This window comes from Nonomuraea sp. B10E15, from assembly GCF_039871615.1.
Lineage (GTDB): Bacteria > Actinomycetota > Actinomycetes > Streptosporangiales > Streptosporangiaceae > Nonomuraea.
Window position 1 is genome coordinate 141,484 of the sequence record NZ_JBDPMB010000021.1, and the last position, 25,776, is coordinate 167,259.

Genomic DNA, 25,776 nt, shown 5'->3' on the forward strand with positions numbered 1-25,776 from the left:
CATGCCTCGCACGGATCTGCCCGAGCACCTCGTCTCAGCCCTGACACGGCCGAACCCCTGCGTGATCAGCACGATCCGCCCGGACGGCGCGCCCGTCTCCGTGGCCACCTGGTACCTGTGGGAGAGCGGTAACCTCCTGGTCAGTATGGATGCCCAGCGCAAGCGGCTGGACTATCTGCGTGCCGACCCCCGGGTCTCACTGACCGTCCTGGACGCCGACAACTGGTACCGGCACATCAGTCTTCGAGGGCGCATGGTGTCCCTGACGGATGATCAAGGGCTGGAGGACATCGACCGTATCTCACGTCATTACATGGGCGTGCCGTACGGCGACCGCGAGCGACCGCGGGTGAGCGCCCGGGTCGAGATCGACGCCTGGCACGTGTGGAACCTGTCCTGACCCCCCGTGGCGCGGCGAACGACCAGGCCGATCTCCCGTCGGCCACGCCCCTGCGCGCCCCGGGCCACGAGCGGAACCCCCTGTGAACGCGACTGTTGCAACGGTTGCCCCAACAGTGCATCGTGGCGTCACGAGGATCTCTTCGCCGGAGACCAGACCCATGACCCTTGCTCGATCGCGGCACCGGTGTGAGCCTTGCGCATAAGCCTCGTGCTCCTCGCCCGGCAGTTGTCCGCGCTGGACTCCCGGCTGCTCGACGGCACGCTCGCGACCGCGCTCGTCGTCGGCAGCTGGGCATGGGAAACCCTCGAGCAGGGCAAGGGACACCCGCCCACGCCCCTGTCCATGACACTGACCGTGCTGGTGAACGCCCCGCTGACATGGCGCAGGCGAGCCCCGTTCACGGTCCTGATCGTCTCGGTGGGAGCGTCGCTGACGTATCACTTCCTGGGCTACCACCTGGGGCTCAACAGCATCGGCCCGCTGGTGGCGCTTTACTCCGTGGCCGCGCATGCCTCCCGGAAGGCCACCGGGGTGGGGGCGGTGCTGGTGATCGCCGAGTGGACGCACAGCTCGGCCGGCCAGCCCGGTGTGGCGCTGTGGTCGGCGCTGGGCCAGTCGATCATCGTGGCAGTCTGGGCGGTCAGCACAGGAATCGTCGTGCACCTGCTGGTCGAGCGCGGCAGGCAACTTGCCGAGGAACGCGACGCCGCCGCTCGACGAGCAGTCGTCTACGAGCGCGTACGCATAGCCCGCGAGTTACACGACGTCGTCGCCCACCACATGTCAGTCATCTCCGTGCAGGCCGGGCTCGGCCGTTACGTCGCCCTGTCGGACCCGGCCACCGCGCACACCACGCTGGGCGTCATCGCCGACGCCAGCCACGAAGCGCTGGCCGAAGTACGGCGTCTGCTCTCGATCCTGCGCCCCGAGGCCCCCGACCATGATGACGAAACGCCGTACACGACGATGCCCGGGCTGCGCAGCCTGGACGCTCTGGTCGAGCGTATGCGCGCAGCCGGGCTCACCATACGCTTGACCGTCGACGGGGAGCCGAGGGCGCTCCCTCCTGGACTGGACCTGTGCGCCTACCGCATCGTCCAGGAGTCACTGACCAATGTCCTCAAACACGCAGGGCCCGCGCACGTGGACATCCGCCTGACGTACGAGACCGACGCGCTGAACCTGCGTGTCACCGACGACGGCCCGGGGGCGATGCCCGGCGCTCGACCTGATGGACATGGGTTGATCGGTATGACGGAACGTGTCACCCTCTACGGGGGAGTGATCCACGCGGGATCGCCTCCGGGGGGAGGGTTCGATGTGCTTGCGACTTTCCCGCTCTTCCCTTCTGAGGAGGGCCCACTGACCTGAGGCGGGGCGATGGTCGACGTCATGGTGGTGGACGATCAGGTGCTGATCCGAGCCGGCCTCGCCTCACTGCTGCGGGCCGCAGGGCTGAACGTGGTGGGCGAGGCAGCCGACGGTGAACAAGCCGTACGCATGGCCGCCGAGCTCAGGCCCGAGGTGATCCTCATGGACATCCGTATGCCCGGCATGGACGGCATCACCGCCCTGGAACACATCCTGGCGGGTGAAGGACCGCCGCCCAAGGTACTCATCCTGACCACGTTCAACCTGGACGAGTACATCTACAACGCGTTGCGCCTGGGCGCCAGCGGCTTCCTCCTGAAGGACACCGCTCCAGAGCGGATCATCTCCGCCATCCACGTCGTCGCCGCGGGCGACGTGCTCCTGGCTCCCAACGTCACCAGACGTCTGATCGAGGCGTTCATCGTCCCGTCCGCACCCGCCGCGCCGCTCCACGCCCTGACCGCCCGCGAGACAGAGGTGCTGCGCCTGGTGGGGCACGCCCTGTCCAACAAGGAGATCGCCGAACGGCTGTCGGTGAGCGAGGGCACGATCAAGACCCATCTCAACCGCGTGATGGCCAAACTGGGCCTGACCAGCCGGGCCCAGGCGGTCGTGCTGACCTACGACAGCGGCCTGGTCAGACCCACCCGCTGAAGCGGCCGAGGGCAGGTCACCTCTGACGCCATACGCGCGGCGAGCATGCCATGAACCGCCGCCGTCGGCAGGCCCGCACGGCCGGCGACACCGCCGTCGGTGTCCGTGCCGGTCCCTCACTCCCCGACCGGTCGCCGGCGCAGCGGGTCGAAGGCGGTGATGTCCATGTCCTTGCTCTCGACCGAGGCGTGGAAGGCCGCGAACGAGATCGCCGCGGTTCCGACGAGAAACGCCGCGACCAGCCACGGCGCCCCGCCCAGCTGAGCCGCGAGCGCCGCGCCGATCAGCGGCGAGAACCCGGCCACCGCCGCGCCCAGCTCGCGCGAGGCCGCGAACCCGGTGTAGCGCACCCGCGCCCCGAACAGCTCGGCGTAGAACACCGGCTGCACCGCGACCTGCGGGGCGAACCCGAACGCCCCCATGATCATCATCGCCAGCCACACGAGCCAGGGCACGCCGGTGTCGACCATGAGAAAGTACGGGAAGGCGAACACCGCGACGAACACCACGCTGAACAGGTTGAGCGGGCGCCGCCCCACCCGGTCCGACAGATGGCCGTAGATCGGCTGCAGCACGATGACGGTCAGCCCGAAGAAGATCACCCCCAGCAGCGCCGTGTGGCTGTCCAGGCCGAGCCGGCCGGTGGCGTACGCGACGCTGAACGTGGCCAGCGTGTAGACCACGGCCGTGTCGCAGATGTGCGCCCCGACGCCGACGAGGAAGTTGCGCGGGTAGCGGGCCACGGCGTCCTTGATCGGCAGCCTGACGATCTCGCGGTTCCGTTCCATCTCGCGGAACACCGGCGACTCGGCCACCCGCAGCCGCACGTACAGCGCCACCCCGATCAGCGCGAAGCTCACGAGGAACGGCACCCGCCAGCCCCACGAGAGGATGTCCTGCTGCGGCAGGAGCTGCACGAGCAGGAACGCCGAGGTGCCGAGCACCAGCCCGATCTGCACGCCGGTCTGCGCGTAGGAGGCGTAGTAGCCGCGCCTGCCCTGCGGGGCGTGCTCGGCGAGCAGCGTCGCCGCGCCGCCGAACTCGGCGCCCGCGCCCAGCCCTTGGCAGACCCGCAGCAGGGTGAGCAGGATGGGCGCCCACACGCCGATCGACGGGTAGGTGGGCAGCAGGCCGATGAGCCCGGTCGACACGCCCATGATCAGGGTGGTGATGATCAGGGTCGAGCGGCGGCCGATCTTGTCGCCGAGGTGGCCGAACAGGATGCCGCCGAAGGGCCTGACCACGAATCCCACGCCGAACGTGGCGAACGCGGCGATCGTGCCCGCCGCCGGATCGGCCTCGGTGAAGAACAGCTGGTTGAAGACGAGCGCGGCGGCGGTGCCGTAGATGAAGAAGTCGTACCACTCCAGCGCGGTGCCCACGAGGGCGCCCGCGACGACGCGCTTCAGTTCGGGTGTGGGGGCGGACATCTGACCTCCAGGGGCTCAGGGTGTGGCGGGCCGCGGAGCTCACGGCTGCGGAACGCCGAGCCGTGCGGCGAGGACGCCCAGCTCGGCCCAGACGGGCGCGGGCACGGGGATCCCCTCCTTCAGCCGCGTCGCGCGCGCCTCGGCCTCCGGCTCCCCCGGAACGACCACGCCGGGGCCCGATGCGCGCAGGGCTTCGCAGAAGGATTCGACCTGGGCGACGTAGTCGTCCAGGGGGACGAACGCGGACAGGTCCACCGCGGTGATCACCGTGCCGAACGTGCCGTCGTACCCGGGTGAGCAGGCGGTGCCGGTGCCGGTGAGCAGGCCGCCGACCAGCTCGATGAGGACGCTCAGGCCGTACCCCTTGTGGCCGCCGAACGGCAGCAGCGCCCCGCCTCGGTAGAAGTCGGCCGGGTCGGTGGAAGGGCGGCCCTCGGGATCGACGACCACCCCCTCGGGTGCCGTCGAGCCGCCGGCGAGCAGCAGGCCCAGCTTCCCTTCGGCCATGGCGGCCGTCGCCCAGTCCATGACCACGGCCGCGCCCCCTGCCCGGGGCACGGCCCAGGCCATGGGGTTGGTGCCGAGCATCCTGCGGCGCCCGCCGTACGGGGCGACGGTCGGGTCGGCGTTGCCGACCACCTGGGCGACGAGTCCCCGGGCGGCCAGCGTCCCGGCGTACTCGCCGAGCCTGCCGACGTGGTTGCACTCCCTGATGGCGACCACGCCGGCGCCGTGCTCGGCGGCGAGCCGCGCGGCCTCGGCGGTGGCCAGCCGGGCGGCGGCCTGCCCGAAGCCGCGCCGCCCCGACACGACGGCGGTCGCGCCACGGCGCGAGACGACGCCGGGGCGGGCGTCCGGCACGATCACACCGGCCTCGATGCTGTCGACGTACGGCACGAGCCGGCGCACGCCGTGCGAGCCGTGCCCGGCGAGATCGGCCTCGACCAGGGAGGCGGAGACCGTCGCCGCCGTGTCGGCGGGGACCCGTGCGGCGGTCAGGAGGTCGCGGGCGAGATCGCGTAGCTGGTCGGCGGTGATGAGACGGGAGGATGCGTTCACGGTGACCTGTCTCGCTTCCGCGGATCCTGCGTTCCGTGCGCGCTTATGCCCGCGGTGAGCCCGCCCAAACGGATCTGCGGAAAGGGCTTACCCCAAGCGCTTGCTCCGAGTGGTGGGTGGGGTCAGCGGACGAGCTCGGGGGCGGTGGCGGTGCTCATGCCGGTGCGGCCGATGTCCGCGTGGCGGCCCGCGGCGACCCCGTCGCGGTAGCCGGTGCCGCTCGTCCTGGGCACGCTAATCCGGATGTCCGGGTAGCGGGCCGCCACCACCCGCTCCACCTCGGCCCTCCGGTCGGCCAGCACCACCGCCGTCCCGGTGCCGGCGGACTCGGCCTCGGCGCGGGACTCGGCCTCGCACAGCAGCCGGTACACCTCGTCGGTGAACCCGAGCAACCACGACCGCCGGTAGGCCCGCACGGCCGTGACCCCCTCGGGAAGCCGTACGCGTGCGAGCCCCGAGGCCATCTGGAGCAGCAGCGAGGTGGCCAGCAGGTCGGCGCGTTCGAGGTCGGCGGCGAACCCGAACACGTGCACCCGCTGCCCGCCCTCACCCCGCCCGATGAGCAGGGGCCGGCACCGCACCGCCTGGGCGACCAGGCTCACGAGGCGGGCCTTCTCCCTGGCCCACGGGTGGGGCAGGGAGACGATGCGGTCGCCGGGCGTCTGGCGGGTGCCCGCGGGAGGAAGCGCGTCGATGCCGTGCCTGGCCATGAGCGCCGACGCGGCCGCCATGAACGTCGCCCGCTCGTGCTCGTTGTCGGTGCGTTCGGCCTTGGCCAGGAGTTTCCTGACGCGCTCCAGCGTGCGCTCCCGCAACGGTGCTCCTCCAACGACGCCTCAGGACTTCGTCAGCACCCTCCCGTCGGCCCCCAGCGCGGGGAAGGCGCCTGTGTCGACGATGCCGTGCTGGTGGTACAGAGCCTCGATGAGGGCGTGCGCCTGCGGCTCCAGCTTCCAGAGAGCACGATACTCGCGCGCCGTGGCCAGCGAGATGCCGATCTCCTGGGCGATGTCGACGGTGCGCGGCACGATGCCCTTGGCGATCTGCCGGTCCCAGTAGTCGCGCGCGGCCCGCATCAGGGCGGCCCGCTCGGCCGTGCTGACCACCTGCGGGGTGGCGTCGAGCACCTCGACGTCCTCGTCCTCGTCCTCGACGAGCTCGGCCAGCGCGGGCGGCAGGGCGGGGCGGGCGGGCACCGGCCGGTGGTCGGCCTCCGGCTCCCAGGGGACGCGGGGGTCGGCGTCGATGAGGGCGGAGGTGTTGTACAGGGCGGCGATCTGCGCCAGCAGGGCCTCCTGGCGGCCCTGGTCCACGGCCAGCCCGGTGTGCTCGACGGCCTGGTCCATGGCCTTGTCGAGCTTGCTCAGCGCGCCGCGCATCTTCCGCTCGGACGCCCCTCCCTCGCGCAGCGCCTTGGCCCGCTTGGCTGCCAGCGCGACGCGGGTCAGCCTGCGGTGGGCGTCGACCTCGCTGGCCGTACGGTCGCTGACCTCGGCCAGGCCCATCCTGACCATCAGCCGCTCGGGCGTCAGCCGCCAGTTGATGCGGCCGGTGCCGCGGATGCGGTGGCGTTCGATCGCCATGCCGCGCTCCCACAGCCAGGCGGCCACCAGCGGGGCGGCCAGCCTGAACAGCGCCTCGGGCACGCTGCGCGCGTCCATGCTGGACAGGACGGCGGTGAGGCAGGTCAGCGCCCACACGGCGATGCCGTCGATCCCGGCGGAGAAGTTCTCGCGCATGTTGCGGCGGGCGCGCACGGCGGAGGTGATGATCGCGACCTCGATGAACGCGAACAGCAGCAGCCGCAGCGGCCCGTCGAGCCCCAGCACGTCGCCGGAGAAGCGCCACATGCCCTGCGCCGACACGCCTGTGGCGATGGACGCGGCCACGATGGTCAGCACGTCCTCGACGGGACGCTGGGCCACGTATCGGGCGAACAACCAGGCGGCCGCGCGCCAGACGACCCTGATGACCAGGAACGCCAGCGCGAGCCCGGCAAGGCTGAGCAGCGCGATGACAGCGGTGGCGAGCGGCTTCTCTGTGACGAAGGCTGCTATTTCCTCGAATGTCGGCATCAGTCACTATCCGTGGGGGCTCTGGCTCCGGCTCTATGCGACGAGATCATCGCAGAATGTCGCCATCTTGTACGCCAAACGGCATCTGCGGCCCCATTTTGCCCAGCTTTCCCCCCAGTTCCAACGCTTGATCGACTCCGGAAAACCGGTTCGAGGCGATCGGTGACACTCCCGGCAGCCCTCTCCCCGCCACCGTCCGTACGGTCCGTCCAGCCCACGATCGGGTGACCCGGCGGTCACAAAAGGTGAGCGCCGGGAGCAGCGGTTCCGCCCGCGAGCGGGACCGTAGGGTGAGGACGACCTCCACCGGGTCGAGGACAAATTCCTCCTTTGGGAGGGCAACAGTCCCCTTCGCGGGTGAGACCATCTATGGAGGGGTTTATCCCGACATAGTGTGATGCATCCCAGCAGGACGGATATCGATGGCAGACAACGAGTTCCCTCTCGTCCAGTTCATGCGTGACGGGTTCGATCCCGTGGGTGAGCTCGGCCGCATCCGGGCCGAGCACCCCGTCTTCCCGATGGAGATCCCCGGCGGTCAGACCGTTTACCTGGTCACCCGCTGGGAGGACGTGCGCGGCGTCCTCGGCGACCACGAACGCTTCAGCAACGACTTCGCCGGAGTCGTCGGGCTCGGGTCCAACCAGGAGGACCCGGGCGGCCTCGGCTTCCGTGACCCGCCCGAGCACACCCGGCTGCGCAAGTTCCTGACGCCCGAGTTCACCATGCGGCGGCTGCGCAGGCTGGAGCCGCGGATCGAGGCCATGGTCGAGGAGGCCCTCGACCGCATCGAGGCCAAGGGCGCCGAGAGCATGCCGGTCGACCTGGTCGAGGAGTTCGCGCTGCCGATCCCGTCCCTCGTCGTGTGCGAGCTGCTCGGCGTCCCGTACGACGAGCGCGCCGACTTCGTGAAGCTCAGCAAGGACCGCTTCGACTTCACCGCCGGTCCCGAGGCGTCCCTGCAGGCGATCAACGACGCGATGGCGTACCTCACCGACCTCGTGGCCAGGGAGCGCCGGCAGCCGGGCGAAGGGCTGCTCGGGCAGTTGCTGCGCGACCACGGAGACGAGCTCGACGACCGCACTCTGGCCAGCATGGCCGACGGCCTGTTGACCGGCGGCCACGACACCAGTACGAGCATGCTCGCGCTCGGCACCCTCTGGCTGCTGCGCAACCCCGAGCAGGCCGCCAAGGTGCGCGAGGTCGACGGCTACGTCAACGACGTCGTCGAGGAACTGCTGCGCTACATGACGGTCGTGCAGGTCGCCTTCCCGCGGTTCGCCCGCGACGACATGGAGCTGCACGGCGTGCCGATCAAGAAGGGCGAGATGGTGCTCTGCTCGCTGACCGGCGCCAACCGCGACCCCAGCCTGGGCGACGACATCGACGTCGTCCGGCCCGGCCGCGACGTCGCGGGCTCGCACATGGCGTTCGGCCACGGCATCCACCGCTGCATCGGCGCGCCGCTGGCGCAGATGGAGATGCGCATCGCCTTCCCCGCGCTGCTGCGCCGCTTCCCCGGCCTGCGCGTGGCGGGCGAGGTGCCGTTCAGGGAACTCGCCATCGTCTACGGCGTGAAGGAGCTACCCGTCGCCTGGTAGAGCGGTTACGTTCGCACTGTGAACGAACGCAGCGCGAACGAGCCCGTCATCGACCTGGGCGTGATCAGCGCCGTCGTGTTCGACACCGACGGCGTGGTGACCGACACCGCCCGGGGGCACGCGGCCGCCTGGAAGCACGTCTTCGACGCCTTCCTGCGCGGCCGCTCGGCGCCCTTCGACATCCGCGACGACTACCTCCGCCACGTCGACGGGCGTCCCCGGCTCGACGGCATCCGCACCTTCCTGGCCGCGCGCGGCATCACGCTGCCCGAGGGCGCGCCCGACGACGAGCCAGGCGCGCCGACCGTGCACGGGCTCGGCCTGGCCAAGGACCAGATCTTCATGGCCCAGGTGGACAAGTACGGCGTGGCCGCCTTCCCCTCCACGGTCGCGCTGCTGCACGAGCTGCGGCGGCGAGGAGCGCGTACGGCGGCCGTGTCGGCCAGCCTGCACGGCCGCAGGCTGGTGACCGCGGCGGGCGTCACGCACCTGTTCGACCTGCTGGTCGACGGCAACGACGCGGCCCTGATGAACCTGCCGGGCAAGCCCGATCCCGCCCTGTTCCTCGAGGCCGTACGCCGCCTCGACCTGCCCGCCGCCAGGGCCGCGGTGGTCGAGTCCGCGCTGCCCGGCGTCGAGGCGGGCAGGAAAGGCGGCTTCGGGCTGGTGATCGCGGTCATCAGGGACGGCGGCGGCGCGGCCGAGCTGCACGTGCACGGCGCCGATATCGTGCTGCCCGACCTGGGCGAGCTGGCCGTGCGCGGCCGGGTCCTGCCCGTCCGGCGCTGAGGCGGCGGGCCCGGCCCGGCCGCCCATGGTGGCCTGGCCGTCCGGCGCCGGCCCGGCCGCGGCGCCCTTCTATTCTTGGGGTCGTGACCGTCCTCATCGACCCGCCCAACTGGCCGGGGCCGCGCGGCCTCATGTGGTCGCACCTGGTCAGCGACAGCTCGCTGCGGGAGCTGCACGACTTCGCGCTGCGGCTCGGGGTGCCGGAGCGGGCGTTCGACCGTGATCACTACGACGTGCCGGAGACCGTGCACGCCCGCGCGGTGTCGCTGGGCGCCCAGGCGGTCAGCTCCCGCGAGCTGCTACAGCGGCTCGTCGCCGCCGGCCTGCGCCGCCGCAAGCGCCGCTAGCTCGGCGGCCAGGTTGGCGCGGGCGGCCTCCTCCCACCACTCGCGCGCCCGCGCCGTCCGGTAGAGGGACGGCCCGGCCAGCAGCCGGCGCAGCACCTCGGAGCGCCCCTTGGCGAACAAATCGTCGGGCACGTGGGCGTACTCCTCGCGGACGGCCGCGGCGTAGCCGGCGTAGTCCGGGCCGCCGAGGACGGCGAGGTCGGCGTCGCACAGGACGGCGCCGTCGCGGTCCCCGTCGGCCGGCGCGTGGGCGGCCGTCAGGCGTACCAGTCTGGCCACCTCGGCGACGCGGCCGGCGGGCACGCCGCACCTGGGCAGCCTCGACTGCGCGAGCTGGGCGCTGCGCTCCTCGTCCCAGCCCGGCCTGCCGTCGTAGACGGCGTCGTGGAACCAGGCGGCCAGCAGCACCGCCGCGGGATCGTCCGCGTCTCCTGCCAGCCGGCCGGCGGCCGCGAGCACGGCGGCCAGGTGGCCGAGGGTGTGGTAGCGGCGGTGCGGCTCCGACCAGCGGGCGACCAGTTCCGCCCCGGTGGCGAGGCTCGCGGGCGAGCCGCCCGCGAGCGCGGTCCAGTCGTCGATCACCATCCCACCGTACGCGGTTCGTCCAGGATCGTTTGGTAACGTCCTGGTCATCGACGCCACACCGAAGCAGCCGCGGCGCCTGCCCCGCTGGCGGGAGCTGCGGGCCGTGATGCCCGGCCGGCCCCGCTGGTCCGCGGCCCAGCGCATCGCGGGCGCCGCCGACGTGGCCGGCCTGCGGCTGCTGGCCAGGCGGCGGGCTCCGCGGATGGTGTTCGACTACGTCGACGGCGCGGCCGAGGGCGAGCGGTCGATGGCCAGGGCGCTGGAGGCGTTCGAGCGCGTGGAGTTCAGGCCCCGCGTGCTGCGGGACGTCGCCGAGGCCCCGACCGCGGTCGAGATCCTGGGGCGGCGGATCGCGATGCCGGTCGTGCTCGGCCCCACCGGCTTCACCCGCATGATGCACCGCGAGGGCGAACCGGCGGTGGCGCGGGCCGCCGCACGCGCGGGTGTCCCGTACACGCTGTCCACCATGGGCACCACCAGCGCCGGCGACGTGGCCGCCGCGGCCCCCGGCGGGTGGAACTGGTTCCAGCTGTACGTCGTCCGTGACCGCGCCCGCAACCTGGACGTCCTGTCCCTGGCGCGGGAGGCGGGCATGGACGTGCTGGTGGTGACCGTGGACGTGCCCGTGGCGGGGGCCCGGCTGCGCGACGTGCGGCACGGCCTGACCGTCCCGCCGTCCCTGCGCTGGCGGAGCGCGCTCCAGGCGGTGCGGCACCCGGCGTGGTGGTTCGACTTCCTGACCAGCGAGCCGCTCAGGTTCGCCACCGTGGACGGCGCGCCCGACGACCTGGCGGGGATCACGAACCTGATGTTCGACCCCTCGGTGACGATCAGGGACCTCGGCTGGATCCGGTCGGCGTGGCGGGGCAAGCTGCTGGTCAAGGGTGTGCAGCGGGTCGACGACGCCAAGGAGCTGGCCGCGGTGGGAGTGGACGGCATCGTCGTGTCCAACCACGGCGGGCGGCAGCTCGACCGCGCCCCCACGCCGCTGGAACTGCTGCCAGCGGTGGTGGCCGCCGTCGGCGACCGCACCGAGGTCTTCCTCGACGGGGGCGTCCGCACGGGCGCCGACGTGGCCGCCGCGGTCGGGCTGGGCGCGAAGGCCTGCTTCATCGGCCGCGCCTACCTCTACGGGCTGATGGCGGGCGGCGAACCGGGCGTGCGCCGGGTGCTCGACCTGCTGCACGCCGAGCTCGTACGCACCCTGCAGCTGCTGGGCGTCGGCGACGTCACCGAGCTGGGCCCCGACGCGGTCCGCCTGCGCTAGACGGACGGCCAGAAGTCCGTCATCCATCACCAGAAGGGTGCGTATTTCCCCGCCATCGGCGGCGCTCTGCACCTTCGCACGGGGCACCGCCCCGCGGAGAGGAGAGCGACATGGCGACCGGGGAATTCCACGTGATGAAGGTGCCGGCCGAGCAGCTGACCGGGACTCTGCACGGTCAGGTGGTCGATCCCGGTGCTCAGCCCACGAAGGTCGTGCGGCGGGGCGAGGGCTGGACCGTGGACGTGAGCTGGGAGGTCACCGGTGAGCTGGTCGACTGGCTGGCGGGCTGCTGGAAGCTGGAGATCGTCACCGACCGGCCGGGAGGCGGTGAGTCACGGCATCCCACTCCGCCCATGGAGTTGACCTTCACCCCTGGCTCGGGCCGGTACACCGCTTCCGTCCCGATGCGCGGCCGGCTCAGCGCCGGCACCTATGACCTCGTGGTCAACCTCACCACGGCGACCGCCGCCGGCAGCGCGGGGGCGCTCGGCGGGTACGTCGTGCTCAGCAGGATCGTGGTGCTGGACTGAGGGCGCCGCCCCGGGAGTGCCGCCCGGGGCGGCGGATCGACGATTCGTCTGCAAGCCCGTCGCAAGCGGCGGCTCCTACGCTCCTGGCTGGCGGCCACGGGGCAGAGCCGGCCGCCGACCGTATCCGACGCCCCCGGAGCACGCTCTCCGAGGCGACGGGACCAGCAACACGGGAGACCCCATGTCCGACACTCCGATGACCGCGGACGACGTGCTGCGCATCGCGGCCTACAAGGACCGGAGCCCGGCGCTCGAAGCGATGGTCATCGCCCACAGCTACCACCGCGTCGCCGGTGACCTGGCCGCGCACCTCGGCAGGGACGCGACCAACTGGTACTGCTACGCCACCTGGACGTCCAAGGCGGTCGGGGAGAGCCTGGACCTCAGCCCCGGCTCGCCGTTCATCGAGGACGTCGGGCGCCGGCTCGGAGTACCGCAGCGGTTCATGCGGGTGTTCAGGGCCGCGCTGCTCACCCTGCTCGGCCCCAGCTACCGGCTCGGGCTGGCGCTGGCCAACCGGGCCATCTTCCTGGAGACGGCCAGCCTCGCGGTCAACCTGTGGAACGACACGCCCGACCGCTACCTCAAGGTGAGCCCCGAGTCCGGCCTGACGCCGACGCCGCCGCGGTTCCTGACCGACCTGCTGGCCGACGCCGACGAGCGTTACCTGAAGGACGCCGCGCAGCTGCTGGTGGAGGCTCGGGAGGCCACCGACCCGGCGGACCGGGCCGAGCTGATGCTGGGCGCCAACATCGCGCTGTCCGCCTACGAGCAGGCACGCGCGCAGAAGGCCCTGGAACTCGTGCTCTACCGGCCCGTCAGGTGGCTGACGCGGGTGTCGTGGCGGTCGTTGCGCTCGCTGGTGACCCGGCGGCCCTTTCCCAGGTTCCGGCTCTACAGCGCGCGGCACGAGGACCAGCCGTGGCTGACGCGCCTGCTGGAGTCGGCGTGGTCCTCCCTCTACACGCGCCACATGTTCGCGGTGCGCACGCCGCTCAGCGATGTCAAGGTCGGCAGGCCGCTCACCGCGCCCGCCGGCGTCGACCTGGCCGAGGTGTGGGCGCCGATCAGGAACGAGAAGGTGCGCAAGCTGGCCGAGGAGTTCATCACCGAGGACCAGGAGGCGTCCATGGCGGGCGTCACCGACTGGGTGTCCTACCGCGACCGGATGCGCTTCATCGTCAGCTATTTCCGCGTCTACCAGACCGTCTCCGCGCTCTACGACGCCCCGTTCGCGAAGGAGATCTCCGAGGGCCTGGCGGAGGAGATGAAGCGCGGCCTGGTCCCCCAGGCGGTCGGCGACATGTTCGCCGGCAACCCGGGGCTCGGCCGTCCGCGCGGGGTCTACCGCTATCCGTCGGAGACCGATCCCGACGCGTACGAGATGGAGCACTTCGACTTCGAGCCGTTCCTGGAGGCGATCCCGCTCGGCCCGGACACGAAGTGAGTCAGTCAAGGAAGTCGCGGGTGATCTCCCGAGCCTGGAGCAGCCCGCGCAGCTTCGCGAAACAGCGGGCTCGGGTGGGCCCGATGCTCCCGACCGGCCTGCCCAGCCTGCGTGCCACGTCCACGTAGTGGGGCTCGGAGGTTTCCGTGAGCGCTCTGAACAGGACCCGCTGCGCCGCCGGCAGCTCCTCGACCAGCTCGGCCAGCGTGCCCGCCAGCCAGATCCTGGCCAGTTCCCTGTCGACGTCGTCCGTGCTGCCCAATGAATCGAGGTCGGGCGTGCAGATCTCCTTCGTCCGCCTGGTGAGCTTGAGACACTCGCGGAAGGCGATGGTCGCCAGCCAGCCCGCCATCCGCTGGCCGTCGCTCACGCTCTTCAGGTTCTGCCAGGCCAGCAGCCAGGTGGTCTGGAGCACGTCCTGGGCGTCCTCGTGGCTGAGCCTGAACCTGCGGATGCGCGCCCTGAGCATGGGGCTGAACTCCTCGACCAGCCGCTCCCACGCCGCCGCGTCGCCGTCCTGCGCGGCCGACACCAGCGCGGCCGTGGCCGTGCCGGGACGCTCGATGGTCTCCACGTGCATGTCTGTCTTCTCCCTGCCGGTCCGGGTACTCGGGGGGCCAATCCCGTCCGGCAGGTCCACCGTGCGTCGAGTGATCTGTCCGGTCTGTTCCGGACGACACAGTACGGCTGTGTTCCTCGTCACATTCCAGGCATCGGCGGCGGCTCCCTGTCCAGGCGCGGAATGCGGCCTAAAGTTCTTGCATGAAAGGGCATCTCCCTCACGACGCCGAGGCGATCGCCACCGTGCTGGCGGAGATCCCCTTGTTCCGCGTGCTCGGAGAGAGCGGCATCCGGAGCACGGCTCAGGCGGGGCTGGCGCGGAGATACCGCTCGGGGCAGATCATCTTCCACCAGGGCGACCCGGGAGAGTCCCTCTACGTCCTGCTGGACGGCCTGGTGAAGGTGGTGTTCACCACCGAGCACGGCGACGAGATCGTGCTCAACATGCTGGGCAGGGGCGACACCTTCGGCGAGATGGCGCTGCTGGACGGCTCGCCGCGCTCGGCGTCGATCGTGACGGCGCGGGCGGCGTGGGTGTTCGCGCTGCCCAGGGCGCGGCTGCTGGAGCTCATGCGGGAGCACCCGGGGCTGGCCGACGAGTTCCTGCGCATGCTCGGCCACATGGTGCGCAGGCTCACCGACCAGGCGGCCGACCTGGCCTTCCTCGACCTCGGCGGGCGGCTGGCGAAGCTGCTGCTGCAACTGGCCGACAAGCACGGCCACGCCGACGGCGTGGTGGAGATGCCGGGGCTGACGCAGTCCGACCTGGCGGCGCTGATCGGCGCGTCGCGACCGGCGGTCAACCGGGCGCTGCAGTCGCTCGTGTCGCGCAATCTCATCGCCGTCAAAGGCCGGACCATCACGCTGCTGGATGTCGCCGCTCTGCGCAAACGGGGCGGCCTCTGACCGAATCTGGAGTACGGGGCACATGACGGAACAGGACGAGCGCTGGCCGGAAGAACGGTTCCGGCAGCTGAGGCAGCAGGCGGATCCCGACATCGACAAGGTGGTCGCCGACTATCTAGAGGCCCAGCCCGAGGGGAGCGGCCCGCTGGAGCTGCTCAAGGCCGTGGTCGCCGAGCTGGGGCAGGCCAAGCGGGAGGCGAGGGCGCCCTGGGGCGAGCCGCCCGCCTCCGAGATCTTCGACGCCATCGACTTCGCCAGGGACCTGCCCGGCTGGGGCGACGACGAGGAGTTGCTGGCCAGGGGGCAGGCCGTGTTCGCCGACTACGGGCTCTACCAGTCGGCCGCGCTGTTCTGCAAGTGCCTGCCGATGGCGTACGTGGAGGTGTCCAGCGCCAAGGTGCTGGCCGGCGTCTCCAACCTGGCCACGCACAGCCTCACCCGGAGGGTGGCCGAGACGGGGCAGATGCTGATCGACGTGATGGGGCTGCGGGCGACCGGCAGCCTGCGGCCCGGTGGCCCCGGGCACACCACGGCGATCGGGCTGCGCATCCTGCACTCGTTCGTGCGCGCCGTGGTCGACGAGCGCTACGCCGACCGCTGGGACACCGCGAGATACGGGCCCCCGGTCAACCAGGAACTGCTGCTGGCCACCATCTTCGACTTCTCGGTGGTGACGTGGGAGGCTCTGGAGCGCATGGGCGTCGTGCTGACCGAGGAGGAGCGCGCCGCCCACCTCTACACGTGGAGCGTCTTCGGCCATCTGATGGGCGTCGACGCCTGCCGTGACAGGCCTCTCACGCTCGCCGACGTCGAGCCGGTCAGCGAGCGTCTCGGCCGCCTCTACGAATCCAGCGAGGAGGGCCGCCGGCTGATGGCCACGCTGCTGGCGGAGATGGAGGAGTTCATGCCCCTCGGGTGGCGCAAGCTGCCGCGCAGCCTGGTGCACTGGGTCTTCCGCGACGCCGCCCACCGTGCCGACCAGGTGCCCGAGCTGCTCCAGGTGCCGAAGCCCGCATGGTGGTTCACCGCCCTGTTCGCGGCGGCACGTTCGGCGCACCGGCACTCCTGGCTGGCGGGCCCCGTCGACGGCGTGGCCCGCCGGCTGACGCGCAAAGCCGGCAGGCACATCGTCATCGCGCTGATCGACCGCCACTCCGACGGCACCGCGGCGTTCCGGATCCCCGAAGAGCTGGCCCGCGCCTGGCGGATCAGGCAGTCGCGCCCCGCGGTGGCGACCCGGGTGGTCCGCCGGGAGGTCCGCGGCAGATTGCGGGCGCCCGTGCGGGCCATGAAAGGGCGGACGCCGCAAGGGCCGGGCACGTGACTCCCCCGCACGCGCCCGGCGCGCTCACCACGGCGACCATCCTGTTCACCGACGTGGTGAGCTCCACCGCCCTGCGCGTCAGGCTGGGCGAGGAGCGGGCCAACGTCGTCTTCCGCCGGCTCTACCAGCTGCTGCAGTCCGTCGTGACCGCCAACGGCTCGACGTTCACCAAGAGCCTGGGCGACGGGCTGATGGCGGTGTTCGACTCGGCCACGGCCGGGCTCGACGCGATCATCGCGGTCGAGCAGGCGGTCGCCGACGAGAACGAGCGCGCCCCGGAGAAGATCTCCATCCGGGCCGCGCTCTCCGCCGGCGACGTGTGCTGGGGGCGCGACGACGTCAGCGGACTGCCCACGGTGGAGGCGGCACGCCTGGTCGCGCTGGCCGAGGGCGGCCAGGTGCTCTGCACCGACCTGGTACGCCGGCTGGCGCAGGGGCGGGGCAGGCACGAGTTCAAGGACCTGGGGCGGCTGCCCGGCAAAGGGCTGCGGGAGCCGCTGCACACGTACGAGCTGCACTGGCAGAGCGCCGAGCACCACCAGAGCGGCGGGCCGGCGCCGTGGCTGGACGAGAACCACGTGCTGCCCTTCGTCGGCAGGGAGGAGGAGCTGCGGGCGCTGGACGGCGAGCTGGCGGCGGCCGAGTTCGGCAGCGGGCTGGTGATCCTGCAGGGCGAGCCGGGCGTGGGCAAGACCCGGCTGGCCTCCGAGGTCGCCAGGCGGGCGCTCAAGCGGCAGTTCACGGTGCTCGCGGGGCGGTGCACGGATCCGGCGCGGCAGGCGTACGAGCCGATCGCGGGCGCGGTCGAACGGCTGGCCCGCACCTCACCCGCGCTGCTGCTGCGGGCCGGGGTCGACCAGCAGTGCGGCCAGCTCGTCCGGCTCGCTCCGTCGCTGGCCGCGCCGCCGCTGTCGCTGGAGGTGCCGCCCGCCACCGAGCCCGTCTCGGAGCGCTACCACCTGATGGCCGCGGCCCGCACGCTGATCGAACGCCTGGCCACCGTACGACCGGTGCTGCTGGTGATCGACGACCTGCAGTGGGCGACGCTGGAGTCGCTGCAGATGCTCAACGCCCTCATGTGGGACGCCGACGCCCTGCCCATGCTCGTCCTCGCCATATCGCGGCCGTTGCCGGTCGAGTCGGCGATGCCGGAGCTGCACAAGGTGACCGCGGAAAGCCGGGTCATCCCGGTCCCCGCCTTCGGCCTCGACGAGGTCGGTCACGCGCTGGCGCAGCTGCGCACCGGCGGCGACGCCGAGCGGCTGCACCGGATCACGGGCGGCAACGCGTTCCTGGTCAGCGAGGTGGTGAGGGAGCTGGCCGCGGGCAAGGACCTCGACGCGCTGGCCGTGCCCGACTCGGTGTCCAGGATGGCCGTGGCCCGCATGGCGCAGCTCCCTCCGGACGCGCGTGACCTGGTCAACCTGCTGGCCGTCGGCGAGCGCATGGAGCCGGCCGAGTTGCGGGCCGGGCTCGACCTCGACGAGGCGCGGTTCGTGGCCGCCGTCGAGGAGGCGATGGGCGCGGGCCTGGTGAGCATGTCCGACGGCGGCTCCTGCCACTTCACGCACGAGCTGACCAGGAACGCCCTCTACGCCAACCTGTCCGTGCCGCGCGCCGGGCTGCTGCACGGCCGGGTGGCCGACGCGCTGTCGCGGACCGACCCGGGCGCCATGGAGGCCCGGCCGTACGTCGTGGCCGCTCACCTGCTGGCCGCCGCCGAACACGGCCGCGACCCCGCCCGGGTGCGCGCGGCGGCGGAGGCGGCGGTGCGCGCGGCGCAACACGCGCTGGCCGGGCTGGCCCACCGCGAGGCCGTCACGTGGTACCAGCGGGTGCTCGACCTGCTCGGCGACTTCCCCGGCACGACGCGGGAGCGGCGCGCGGAGCTGCTCATGGAGTGCGGCAGGGCGATGTGGCTGGCGGGCGACCCGGAGGCCAGGCAGACCCTGGTGCGGGCGGCCGACCTGGCCAGGGAGTGCGAGCGCCACGACCTGATCGTCATGGCCGCGCTCGGCGGCGACCGCGGCTTCTCCACCATCTCGGCGGCGCCCGACACGCAGCGCATCGCCCTGCTGACCGAGGCGCGCCGGCTGGTCGACTCCACCGACGTCAGCACCAGGGCGCTGCTGGCGGCCCAGCTCGCCTCGGAGCTGATCTGGGCGCCCGACGGCGAGCGGCGCTTCGCGCTGAGCGACGAGGCGGTGGCGCTGGCCCGCAAGTCCGGCGACCCGCGCACGCTGGCCGGCGTGCTGGGGTTGCGCAGCCTGACGATCATCCCCGCCGACCCGCTGCACCAGCGGCACCGCGACGGCGACGAGATGCTGGAGGCCGCCCGCATGACGGGCGACGACCTCGCGCTGTTCCACGCGTACGTGCAGCGCACGCCCCCGGTGCTCGACAGCGGCGACGCGGCCAGGGCGGCGACGCTGCTCGACCAGGCCGACGAGCTGGCGCGCCGGCTGGCGCAACCCCAGCTCAACTGGGTGATCGGCTATTCCAGAGCCGGGCTGACCCTCATGCAGGGCGACCTGGCGCAGGCGGAGGCCGAGGCGGAGGCCGCCATGCGGCTCGGTTCGGAGATCGGCCGCCGCCTGGAGGCCGTGGCCATCTACGCCGAGCAGATCGGCGAGATCCGGCGGTTGCAGGGGCGGCTGTGGGAGCTGGGCGACCGGCTGCGGCGGGCCGCCCAGGCGCCGCGCGTCGACCCGGTGCACGCGGTGCTGCGCTTCCTGTGCGAGCTGGGCGACGAGGGGGCCGCTCCCCTGCTCGACCGCATCCTGGCCGACCAGGGCGCCGAGCCGCCACGGAACATGGCCTACCGGCCCGCTCTCGACAACCTGGCCGTGGCCGCGTCCAGGCTGGGGCGGCCCGAGCTGGCCGGGCAGCTGTACGACGCGCTGGCCGCCGACGGCGAGACGTTCGGGCACGGCACGGTGGCGCACCACTGCGGGCACCACTATCTGGCGCACCTGCGCGTCGCCATGGGGGATCCGCGGCGGGCCGCCGAACATTTCGAGGCGGCGGCCGAGGTGCACGAGCGGCGTGGGGTGCCGCTCATGCTGGCCGAGTCCCTGCTCGACTGGGCCGGCCTGCTGGCCGGGGGCGAGGCGCGCGGGCCCGACCCGGCGGATCTGCGCGAGTGGTGCGGCTCGCTGCTGGCGGGCCGGGGAGCGCACCTGCTGGAACGCCGGCTCACGTGATCTCTAGGGTCTGGCCCGCTTCGATGGCGTCGCGGACGCTCCTGGTCAGGGTCTCCTGCAGCGTGTCTCCCTGGGCTTCGAGCTCGCGCAGCCCTTCGGTGTCGTCGGTGTGGGCCAGCAGGGCCCGGTACTTGTGGTTGTTGCCCAGGGCGTCCATGGCCCGCAGGGCGGCGTCGGCCTCCTGGACCCGACCGGCGTACCGCTCCAGGCTCTCCACTCTGGCCGTCACCGACGCGACGGAGCGGCGCAGGGCCTCCTGCTGGGGTTCGAGCACGGCCAGCAGTTCGGGGGTGACGCGTCCCTGGCGGGCCTCGTCCTGCTCCTCCTGCAGGTGCGTCTGCACCCGCAGGAGCATGGCGATCTCCCAGAGCTGCCTCGGTAACAGGGTCTCGTTGGCCAGGTCGTCCAGCAGCCGCCGCCGCATGACCTGGGAGGTGTAGACGGACATGACGGCCGCTCTGGCCCGTTCCAGCAGGGCGCGTGACGGCGGGGACAGCTCGTCCACCGCCACGAACCTGTCACGGTACGGCGACCGCGCCGGGTTCCGTCCCAGCCTCGGAACGAAGCAGTCGATCACGGCCAGGCGCTCGACGTCGGTGAGGGAGGGGTCGGTGACGAGGTCGACGGTACGCCGGACCCGGTCACGCTCGCGGGCGAGCCGCTGCCGCTCGCCAGCGTTGACGGCCCGGTGGTTCATGACGTCGTGCGCGACGACCAGTCCGCACAGGCCGATGGGCGCCATCAGCAGGGCGAGGAGCAGGACGCCTGATCCGAGGTGGACGTAGGCGACGAAGCCGATCACGACGAGCGCCGCGCATCCCGCGCCGGATGCCAGCGCGTACAAGCACCCCTTGGCCACGCCGTCCCCCTCGAAACGAGTTTCCGAAGTGTCCCTAGAAATTCACAATAACCGCCTGATTAACGGAGATCATGAGATTGGGGTGGCTTGTCAGCGAAGGTATGAGGCGCCGTTCAGATCGAGCACCGTGCCGCTGGCCCACTCGGCGGACGGCGACGCGAGGTACAGCACGGCCGTCGCGATCTCCTCCGGCCGCGCCACCCGCCCAAACGGGCTCTGCGACCTGATCGCGTCGCCGCGCGGCGCCTTGAGGTGCTCGTTCGTCATGTCCGTCTCGACGAATCCGGGCGCCACCGAGGCCACCGCGATGCCCCGCGGGGCGAGCGCGATGGCCAGTGACTGGCCGAAGGCGTTCAGCCCCGCCTTGCTCGCGCCGTAGGCCGGGCTGTCGGGCTCGCCGCGGAAGGCGCCGCGCGAGGAGACGTTGACGATCCTGCCGCCGGCGGGCATGTGCTGGACCGCGCACCAGGTGGCGTTGGCCGCGCCCGTCAGGTTGACGTCGAGCGTCCGCCGCCAGGCGTCCTGCCACTGCTCGTAGGACATCTCGGTGACGGGGTGGTGGAGGAAGACCCCGGCGTTGTTGACCAGGACGTCGATGCCGCCGAAGGCGCGCGCCGCCTCGTCGGTCATGCGCCGCACGCCGTCGGGGTCGGCCAGGTCGGCCTGGACGACCACATGGCCCCGGCCCGGCAGCTCGCCGAGCAGGCTCCGGGCCTCCTTCGCGGAGTCGCGGTGGTGGATCGCGACCCGATCTCCCTGGGCGGCGAAGGCCGCCGCGATCGCGCGTCCGATGCCTCGCGACGCTCCGGTGACAAGAACTCCACGTCCGCTCATCCGCCGCACCCTAGCAGCCCGCCACCGGTACGCCCCGCCTGCGGTCCTGTCCGCGGCGCCTGGTGACGCTCAGGAGCCGTCCTCCTGCTTGACCGTGTCGAAGACCACGTCACGCCAGTCGGCGGGCGTCTTCTTGACGACGCCGACCTCCTTCATGAAGGCGCCGAGCTTCAGCAGGGCGTGCGGCGTCGTGGTGAACTCGATGCCGTCGAACGTCAGGTACTCCTCGTACCGGGCCGGGGAGACCTTCCCCCCTTCGGCCTCGGAGAGGATCTGCGCGGCCTCGCCGGGAGAGTTCCTGATGAGGTCGCTGGCCCGGGCGATGTTCCTGTGCACCGCCTCGATCACGTCGCCGTTCTGCTCCGCGTACTCCTGGGTGGCGACCATCATGTTGAACCCGTGCGGGCCGAACAGCTCGTAGCTGTCGACCAGCTTGCGCGCGCCCTGCTCCACCGCCTGGAACTGGAACGGCGGCGAGGTGTAGGCGGCCGCGATCTGCCCGCCGACCAGGGCCTGCAACGCGTCGGGGTGGGCCATCGCGACGATGTTCCCGTCGAGCGCGTGGGCGTCGCCGAGCTGCTGCCGCGCGGCCTTCTGCAACATGACGGACTGGATGGAGCCCGGCGAGACGGCGGCGATCTTGTCGGTGGGCTCGAAGTCCCGCAGCCCGCGCAGGCGCGGGTCCTTGGCCACCAGCCACAGGGGCATGTCGTTGAGGGAGCTGACGATCTTCCAGGGGATGCCGGCGTCCCAGCCGATGAGGTAGGGGCCGACGCCGCTGGAGCCGACGTGCAGCTGGCCGGCCAGCAGCCCGTCGCGGGTGGCCGCGCCGCCGCTGACGAGCTTCCAGTTGATCGTACGTCCCGGGAGATCCTTCTCCAGCCAGCCGTTGGCCTGCATGATGGTGAGCGCGGCGTAGCTGATCCCGGAGCCCTGCGAGATGTTGATCTCCTCGCCGGAGCCACCCGAGCCGCCCCCTTCGCCGCACGCGGCGGCCAGCGCCGCCAGCCCGGCGCCGGCCGCGCCGACGCGCAGGGCGTCGCGGCGGCTGTAGCGTCGCGGTGCGAGCCGGTTCGCCGGCGTACGCGAGCCTTGCGGAGTCCAGATCATGCCGTGCCCTCCCTCATGCCCCAGCGGGTCACCGTGTACCGCTCGACCAGGTTGAACACCAGGTCGAGCGCGATGCCGATCAACGCGATCGTCACCAGCCCGGCGAACACGTCCGGGATCCGGGCGTAGTACCGGGAGTTGTTGATGAAGAAGCCGAGCCCGCCGTCGGCGCCGGCGGCCCCGAACACCAGCTCCGCCGCGATGATCGTGCGCCAGCCGAACGCCCAGCCGGTCTTCAGGCCGGCGATGGCGTGCGGCAGCGCGGCCGGCATCATCACGTCGCGGGCCAGCCGCCAGCCGCTCAGGCCCAGGTTGCGGCCGACCATGACGAGCGTGGCGGGCGTGGTCCGCAGGCCCATGCTGACGTTGACGGTCATCGGCCACAGCACGGCGTTGGCCGTGACGAAGATCAACGCAGTGTCGGTCAGCCCGAACCAGAGCATCGCGAGGGGCAGGATCGCCACCGACGGCAGCGGGTTGACCATGGACGACACCAGCGTCAGGACGTCGTTCCCGATCGTCGTGGTGACGGCGAGCACGGTGAGGACGACGGTCAGCACGACCCCGATGCCCACGCCGGCGCCGAGCAGCCTCATGGTGGTCAGGGTGGAACCGGTGATCTCCCCGCCGGCCCAGCCGTCGGCGAACGCCGTGGCCACGTCCCAGGGGCCGGAGAACACGAACGGGCTCACCCCGGACAGCGAGGTGTAGAGCTGCCAGGCTCCGACCAGCGCGACGAACACGATCGTCCGGCGGGCCCAGCTCGGCAGGCGTGACCAGAGGCGCGGCGACCGGCGATGGGTGACCGGCTCCGGCCGCTCCCTCCTGGCGGGCTCCAGCACGTCACTCGAAGACGGCGCCGTCAAGGTCCTCCCCTTCCTCCGCGAGCAGGGCACGCAGCCGGCGCCGGGCCTCGGCGAACCCCGGCGAGTCCGGCTGCAGGCCGGAGACGTCGACGATGTCCTCGACGCGCGAGGGACGGCCGCCGAGCACGACCACGCGGTCGCCGAGCAGCACGGCCTCGTCGATGCTGTGGGTGACGAACAGCAGGGTCACGTCGGTGCGCGCGGCGATCCCGGCGAGCTCGCGCTGCAGCCGTCCCCTGGTCTGCGCGTCGAGCGCGCCGAAGGGTTCGTCCATGAGCAGCATCAGGGGGTCCATGGCCAGCGCCCGCGCGATCGCGACGCGCTGTTTCATGCCGCCCGACAGCTGGTGGGGATGGCTGTCGAGGGCGTCCCCCAGCCCCATGAGCTCCAGGTGCTCGACGGCCCGCCGCCGGGCCTGCCGCCGGTCGGCGCCTGTCACCCGCAGCGCGTGGACGACGTTGCCGAGCACCGTGCGCCACGGGAAGAGCTGGTCGAACTCCTGGAAGACGAAGGCGCGGTCCGGGCCTGGCTCCGGGGTGTCGCGCCCGTCGACGAGGATGCGGCCGGCCGTCGGGCGGAGATATCCCCCGACGGCCTTGAGCAGGGTGGACTTGCCCGAGCCCGAAGGGCCGAGCAACATGATCTTCTCGCCGCGCCGCACCTCGAAGCCGGCCTCCGCCACCGCCGGCACGTGGCGGCCCTGCCGCTGGTAGCCGATCGCGACCCGGTCGACGAGCAGCAGCGGCGGCTCACCCCTCGTTCCGTCGCGTGGGGTGGCGTCCGTCGTCGCGGATGTCACGGAAGTCTCCTTCGGTCCTTCTGCCCGTAAGGAGATTAAAGCTACCAACAAACAGGGGAATATGTCAGACCAGGTGCGCGTCCACCTCCAGGGCCGCGACCTCCCTTGGCTCGGCCAGCAGCTCGGCGTTGGTGACCGTGACCGCGGTGCCCGTCGCCGGCGGGCTTGGGCACGCTGATGCCGGACGCCACCGCGACCAGCTCGCCGACCATCCGCCCCGCGTCGCTGATCAGACCATCCACCAGGTGCAGGTCCGTGCCCGACGCCACGCACTCGCGCCGGGTGATCTCCGGCCGCAGCCCGGGAGACGCCGACCGCGGTCCCTGACCGGCGGCAGCTCGTGGTAGCGCCACAGGTCGGGCCCGCGCCCCGGGAGCTCAGCGAGGTGCGGACCGGTCAGCGGAAGTCGGAGACGCGCAGCACCGCCAGCATGTCCGTGGCCCGGGAGCCGGTCGAGAAGGAGGCCTCCGCGCCGACCCAGCCGCGAAAGGCTCCCCGGTCGTCGATGATCTGCATGAGCGGTTTGACGTGGGAGTTGCCGGTGTAGCAGAACTCACGGCGCTCCATCGCCAGGCAGGTGCACCAGTGCCACAGGGTGTCACGGCGGTCGGACTTGGAGATCATCGTCAGGTAGTACTGGATGGAGCTGATGTTGGGGCGCGTCCCGCCTCCGTACTTGGGGCAGCCGCCGGACTTCTGGCACGCGCCGCGCGAGGACGGCTGCAGGTAGGTCAGGCATGAGGTGGTGCCGGTGCAGGCGCGGAAGGCGGAGTGGCCGAACGGCTGATCGGCGGAGTTCACGAGCTTGCCGCTCGCCCAGCTCGTCAGGTCCTGCCTGAGCGAGCCGCGGAACGCCTTGACCGAGCTCATCGCGCGACGGGTCCCGAGCGCGGCGTTGCTGCCGTAGGCGTACCCGTGGGTGGCCAGCGTGCTCCGCTTGAGGTCCAGGCGGGCCAGCCTGCCGTCGGGCGAGCGCCGCACGTACCACTGCTCCGTCCACGTCTGGGCGATCTTCCACCGGATCGTGAGCACGTCGCCCGCCACGGTGTACGTCCCCGTGCGCTTCTCGCTCGGGCCGCCGGTGAAGCCCCCGGCGGTGAGCACCTCGCAGGCGCGGGGCCGCGACGCGGCACCGCCCGCCTTGGTGGTGCAGCTGGGGTCGGGGACGGTGCCGGTGCGCTGCCTGGCCTTGGGATGACGTTGCCACCACAGGTACAGGGCGGCGCTCACCGTGCCGTTGGCGGCGAAGCGGTAGCTGCCCAGGCGGACCCAGTTCTGCCGGGAGGCGGCCTTCAGATGACCTTGTGAGACGACATAGGAGGTCTTGCCGCCCGGCAGCGGCGAGGCGGAAACCGCGGCGGTGGCGGGCCGGACGGGCAGGATGGTGATGGCGAGCACGAAGGAGAGGACTGCGGCTGCGGTGCGCATGAAGTGACCCCCGAAGGCTTACGGGCTTGGCCGAATGTCAACGAGTCACCGTATTCGGACCGGACCGGATGTGTCCCGCGAAACCGCGGTCTCGACGCACCTGGCGCACCGGGTGCCTGTCGGCGCATCTCGGATCCGTCCGCGGCGAACCGGCATCCGCCGCCAACTCATCACCCCCGGCTCTCTATTCCGCCTGACGGAATCCGGTCTTGCGGGAGCGCTCCCACGACATTATATTGCGCTCGAAACGCGACTAACAATCATTGTTATGCATCTCAACCAGCTTGAGTCGGGGCGCAATGGCGTGCGTCCGGCCCGCATGGCCGGC

Annotated in this window: 24 protein-coding genes; 12 read left to right on the forward strand and 12 right to left on the reverse strand. The window is 71.8% G+C overall.

Features of this window, described 5'->3' with window-relative positions:
- The first annotated feature begins 1 nt into the window (after position 1).
- From ABGB14_RS39310 to ABGB14_RS39320, 3 genes are all read left to right on the forward strand, one after another.
- On the forward strand, positions 2-400 hold the full coding sequence (locus ABGB14_RS39310) for a PPOX class F420-dependent oxidoreductase (RefSeq protein WP_347648944.1): 399 nt from the start codon (positions 2-4) through the stop codon (positions 398-400).
- Positions 401-595: 195 nt separating this feature from the next.
- Positions 596-1,774, forward strand: coding sequence for a sensor histidine kinase (locus tag ABGB14_RS39315; protein ID WP_347648945.1), 1,179 nt, complete (start codon positions 596-598; stop codon positions 1,772-1,774).
- Between the two features lie 9 nt (positions 1,775-1,783).
- On the forward strand, positions 1,784-2,428 hold the full coding sequence (locus ABGB14_RS39320) for a response regulator transcription factor (RefSeq protein ID WP_347648946.1): 645 nt from the start codon (positions 1,784-1,786) through the stop codon (positions 2,426-2,428).
- Between the two features lie 116 nt (positions 2,429-2,544).
- Here the strand turns inward: ABGB14_RS39320 and ABGB14_RS39325 are convergent, their stop codons facing one another.
- From ABGB14_RS39325 to ABGB14_RS39340, 4 genes are all read right to left on the reverse strand, one after another.
- Positions 2,545-3,858, reverse strand: a complete 1,314-nt coding sequence (locus ABGB14_RS39325) for an MFS transporter (protein WP_347648947.1) — start codon at positions 3,856-3,858, stop codon at positions 2,545-2,547.
- 39 nt (positions 3,859-3,897) lie between these two features.
- Positions 3,898-4,917 carry an Ldh family oxidoreductase gene (locus tag ABGB14_RS39330; RefSeq protein WP_347648948.1) on the reverse strand — a complete coding sequence of 340 codons (1,020 nt, stop codon included), beginning with the start codon at positions 4,915-4,917 and terminating at the stop codon, positions 3,898-3,900.
- Positions 4,918-5,039: 122 nt separating this feature from the next.
- On the reverse strand, positions 5,040-5,732 hold the full coding sequence (locus ABGB14_RS39335) for a DUF2786 domain-containing protein (protein WP_347648949.1): 693 nt from the start codon (positions 5,730-5,732) through the stop codon (positions 5,040-5,042).
- 21 nt (positions 5,733-5,753) lie between these two features.
- The gene (locus ABGB14_RS39340) at positions 5,754-6,992 is read right to left on the reverse strand and encodes a hypothetical protein (protein ID WP_347648950.1); all 1,239 of its coding nucleotides are present in this window, start codon (positions 6,990-6,992) and stop codon (positions 5,754-5,756) included.
- A gap of 422 nt (positions 6,993-7,414) precedes the next feature.
- On the opposite strand from ABGB14_RS39340, the gene ABGB14_RS39345 reads away from it, so the two are divergent.
- The 3 genes from ABGB14_RS39345 to ABGB14_RS39355 all read left to right on the forward strand — a co-directional run bounded on the left by ABGB14_RS39345 (position 7,415) and on the right by ABGB14_RS39355 (position 9,729).
- A complete protein-coding gene (locus tag ABGB14_RS39345) occupies positions 7,415-8,593 on the forward strand; it encodes a cytochrome P450 (RefSeq protein WP_347648951.1) in 1,179 nt (392 codons plus the stop codon).
- Between the two features lie 18 nt (positions 8,594-8,611).
- The gene (locus ABGB14_RS39350) at positions 8,612-9,382 is read left to right on the forward strand and encodes an HAD family hydrolase (RefSeq protein ID WP_347648952.1); all 771 of its coding nucleotides are present in this window, start codon (positions 8,612-8,614) and stop codon (positions 9,380-9,382) included.
- An 83-nt stretch (positions 9,383-9,465) separates the two neighbouring features.
- Positions 9,466-9,729 carry a DUF4031 domain-containing protein gene (locus ABGB14_RS39355; RefSeq protein WP_347648953.1) on the forward strand — a complete coding sequence of 88 codons (264 nt, stop codon included), beginning with the start codon at positions 9,466-9,468 and terminating at the stop codon, positions 9,727-9,729.
- Here ABGB14_RS39355 and ABGB14_RS39360 read toward each other — a convergent pair.
- A complete protein-coding gene (locus ABGB14_RS39360) occupies positions 9,682-10,311 on the reverse strand; it encodes a metal-dependent phosphohydrolase (protein ID WP_347648954.1) in 630 nt (209 codons plus the stop codon). The genes ABGB14_RS39355 and ABGB14_RS39360 overlap by 48 nt on opposite strands.
- A gap of 109 nt (positions 10,312-10,420) precedes the next feature.
- On the opposite strand from ABGB14_RS39360, the gene ABGB14_RS39365 reads away from it, so the two are divergent.
- The 3 genes from ABGB14_RS39365 (at position 10,421) to ABGB14_RS39375 (ending at position 13,558) form a co-directional block, all read left to right on the forward strand.
- Positions 10,421-11,581, forward strand: a complete 1,161-nt coding sequence (locus ABGB14_RS39365) for an alpha-hydroxy acid oxidase (protein WP_347648955.1) — start codon at positions 10,421-10,423, stop codon at positions 11,579-11,581.
- 110 nt (positions 11,582-11,691) lie between these two features.
- The gene (locus ABGB14_RS39370) at positions 11,692-12,111 is read left to right on the forward strand and encodes a hypothetical protein (protein WP_347648956.1); all 420 of its coding nucleotides are present in this window, start codon (positions 11,692-11,694) and stop codon (positions 12,109-12,111) included.
- A 181-nt stretch (positions 12,112-12,292) separates the two neighbouring features.
- The gene (locus ABGB14_RS39375) at positions 12,293-13,558 is read left to right on the forward strand and encodes a hypothetical protein (protein ID WP_347648957.1); all 1,266 of its coding nucleotides are present in this window, start codon (positions 12,293-12,295) and stop codon (positions 13,556-13,558) included.
- A gap of 1 nt (position 13,559) precedes the next feature.
- On the opposite strand, the gene ABGB14_RS39380 is transcribed toward ABGB14_RS39375, so the two are convergent.
- Positions 13,560-14,138, reverse strand: coding sequence for a sigma-70 family RNA polymerase sigma factor (locus ABGB14_RS39380; protein WP_347648958.1), 579 nt, complete (start codon positions 14,136-14,138; stop codon positions 13,560-13,562).
- A 182-nt stretch (positions 14,139-14,320) separates the two neighbouring features.
- Here ABGB14_RS39380 and ABGB14_RS39385 point away from each other — a divergent pair, with 182 nt between their 5' ends.
- Genes ABGB14_RS39385 through ABGB14_RS39395 form a run of 3 tightly spaced genes read left to right on the forward strand, consistent with a single transcriptional unit; the run spans position 14,321 to position 19,552 of the window.
- Positions 14,321-15,025 (forward strand): Crp/Fnr family transcriptional regulator, encoded by a 705-nt coding sequence (locus ABGB14_RS39385; protein ID WP_347648959.1) that lies wholly within the window; start codon positions 14,321-14,323, stop codon positions 15,023-15,025.
- A 22-nt stretch (positions 15,026-15,047) separates the two neighbouring features.
- Entirely contained in the window at positions 15,048-16,349 is a 1,302-nt protein-coding gene (locus ABGB14_RS39390) for an oxygenase MpaB family protein (protein ID WP_347648960.1), read from the forward strand.
- Positions 16,346-19,552 carry an AAA family ATPase gene (locus ABGB14_RS39395; protein WP_347648961.1) on the forward strand — a complete coding sequence of 1,069 codons (3,207 nt, stop codon included), beginning with the start codon at positions 16,346-16,348 and terminating at the stop codon, positions 19,550-19,552. The genes ABGB14_RS39390 and ABGB14_RS39395 overlap by 4 nt, the downstream gene beginning before the upstream one ends.
- Here ABGB14_RS39395 and ABGB14_RS39400 read toward each other — a convergent pair.
- The 6 genes from ABGB14_RS39400 to ABGB14_RS39425 form a co-directional block, all read right to left on the reverse strand.
- Entirely contained in the window at positions 19,545-20,411 is an 867-nt protein-coding gene (locus tag ABGB14_RS39400; protein WP_347648962.1) for a hypothetical protein, read from the reverse strand. The two genes, ABGB14_RS39395 and ABGB14_RS39400, sit on opposite strands and share 8 nt — an antisense overlap.
- Before the next feature lie 90 nt (positions 20,412-20,501).
- Positions 20,502-21,245 carry an SDR family oxidoreductase gene (locus ABGB14_RS39405; protein ID WP_347648963.1) on the reverse strand — a complete coding sequence of 248 codons (744 nt, stop codon included), beginning with the start codon at positions 21,243-21,245 and terminating at the stop codon, positions 20,502-20,504.
- A 69-nt stretch (positions 21,246-21,314) separates the two neighbouring features.
- The gene (locus ABGB14_RS39410; protein ID WP_347648964.1) at positions 21,315-22,355 is read right to left on the reverse strand and encodes an ABC transporter substrate-binding protein; all 1,041 of its coding nucleotides are present in this window, start codon (positions 22,353-22,355) and stop codon (positions 21,315-21,317) included.
- Positions 22,352-23,221, reverse strand: coding sequence for an ABC transporter permease (locus ABGB14_RS39415; RefSeq protein ID WP_347648965.1), 870 nt, complete (start codon positions 23,219-23,221; stop codon positions 22,352-22,354). Before ABGB14_RS39415 ends, ABGB14_RS39410 begins: the two co-directional genes overlap by 4 nt.
- Positions 23,199-24,020 (reverse strand): ABC transporter ATP-binding protein, encoded by an 822-nt coding sequence (locus tag ABGB14_RS39420; RefSeq protein WP_347648966.1) that lies wholly within the window; start codon positions 24,018-24,020, stop codon positions 23,199-23,201. The genes ABGB14_RS39415 and ABGB14_RS39420 overlap by 23 nt, the downstream gene beginning before the upstream one ends.
- Positions 24,021-24,416: 396 nt before the next feature.
- A complete protein-coding gene (locus ABGB14_RS39425) occupies positions 24,417-25,448 on the reverse strand; it encodes a hypothetical protein (protein WP_347648967.1) in 1,032 nt (343 codons plus the stop codon).
- Between the last annotated feature and the right edge of the window lie 328 nt (positions 25,449-25,776).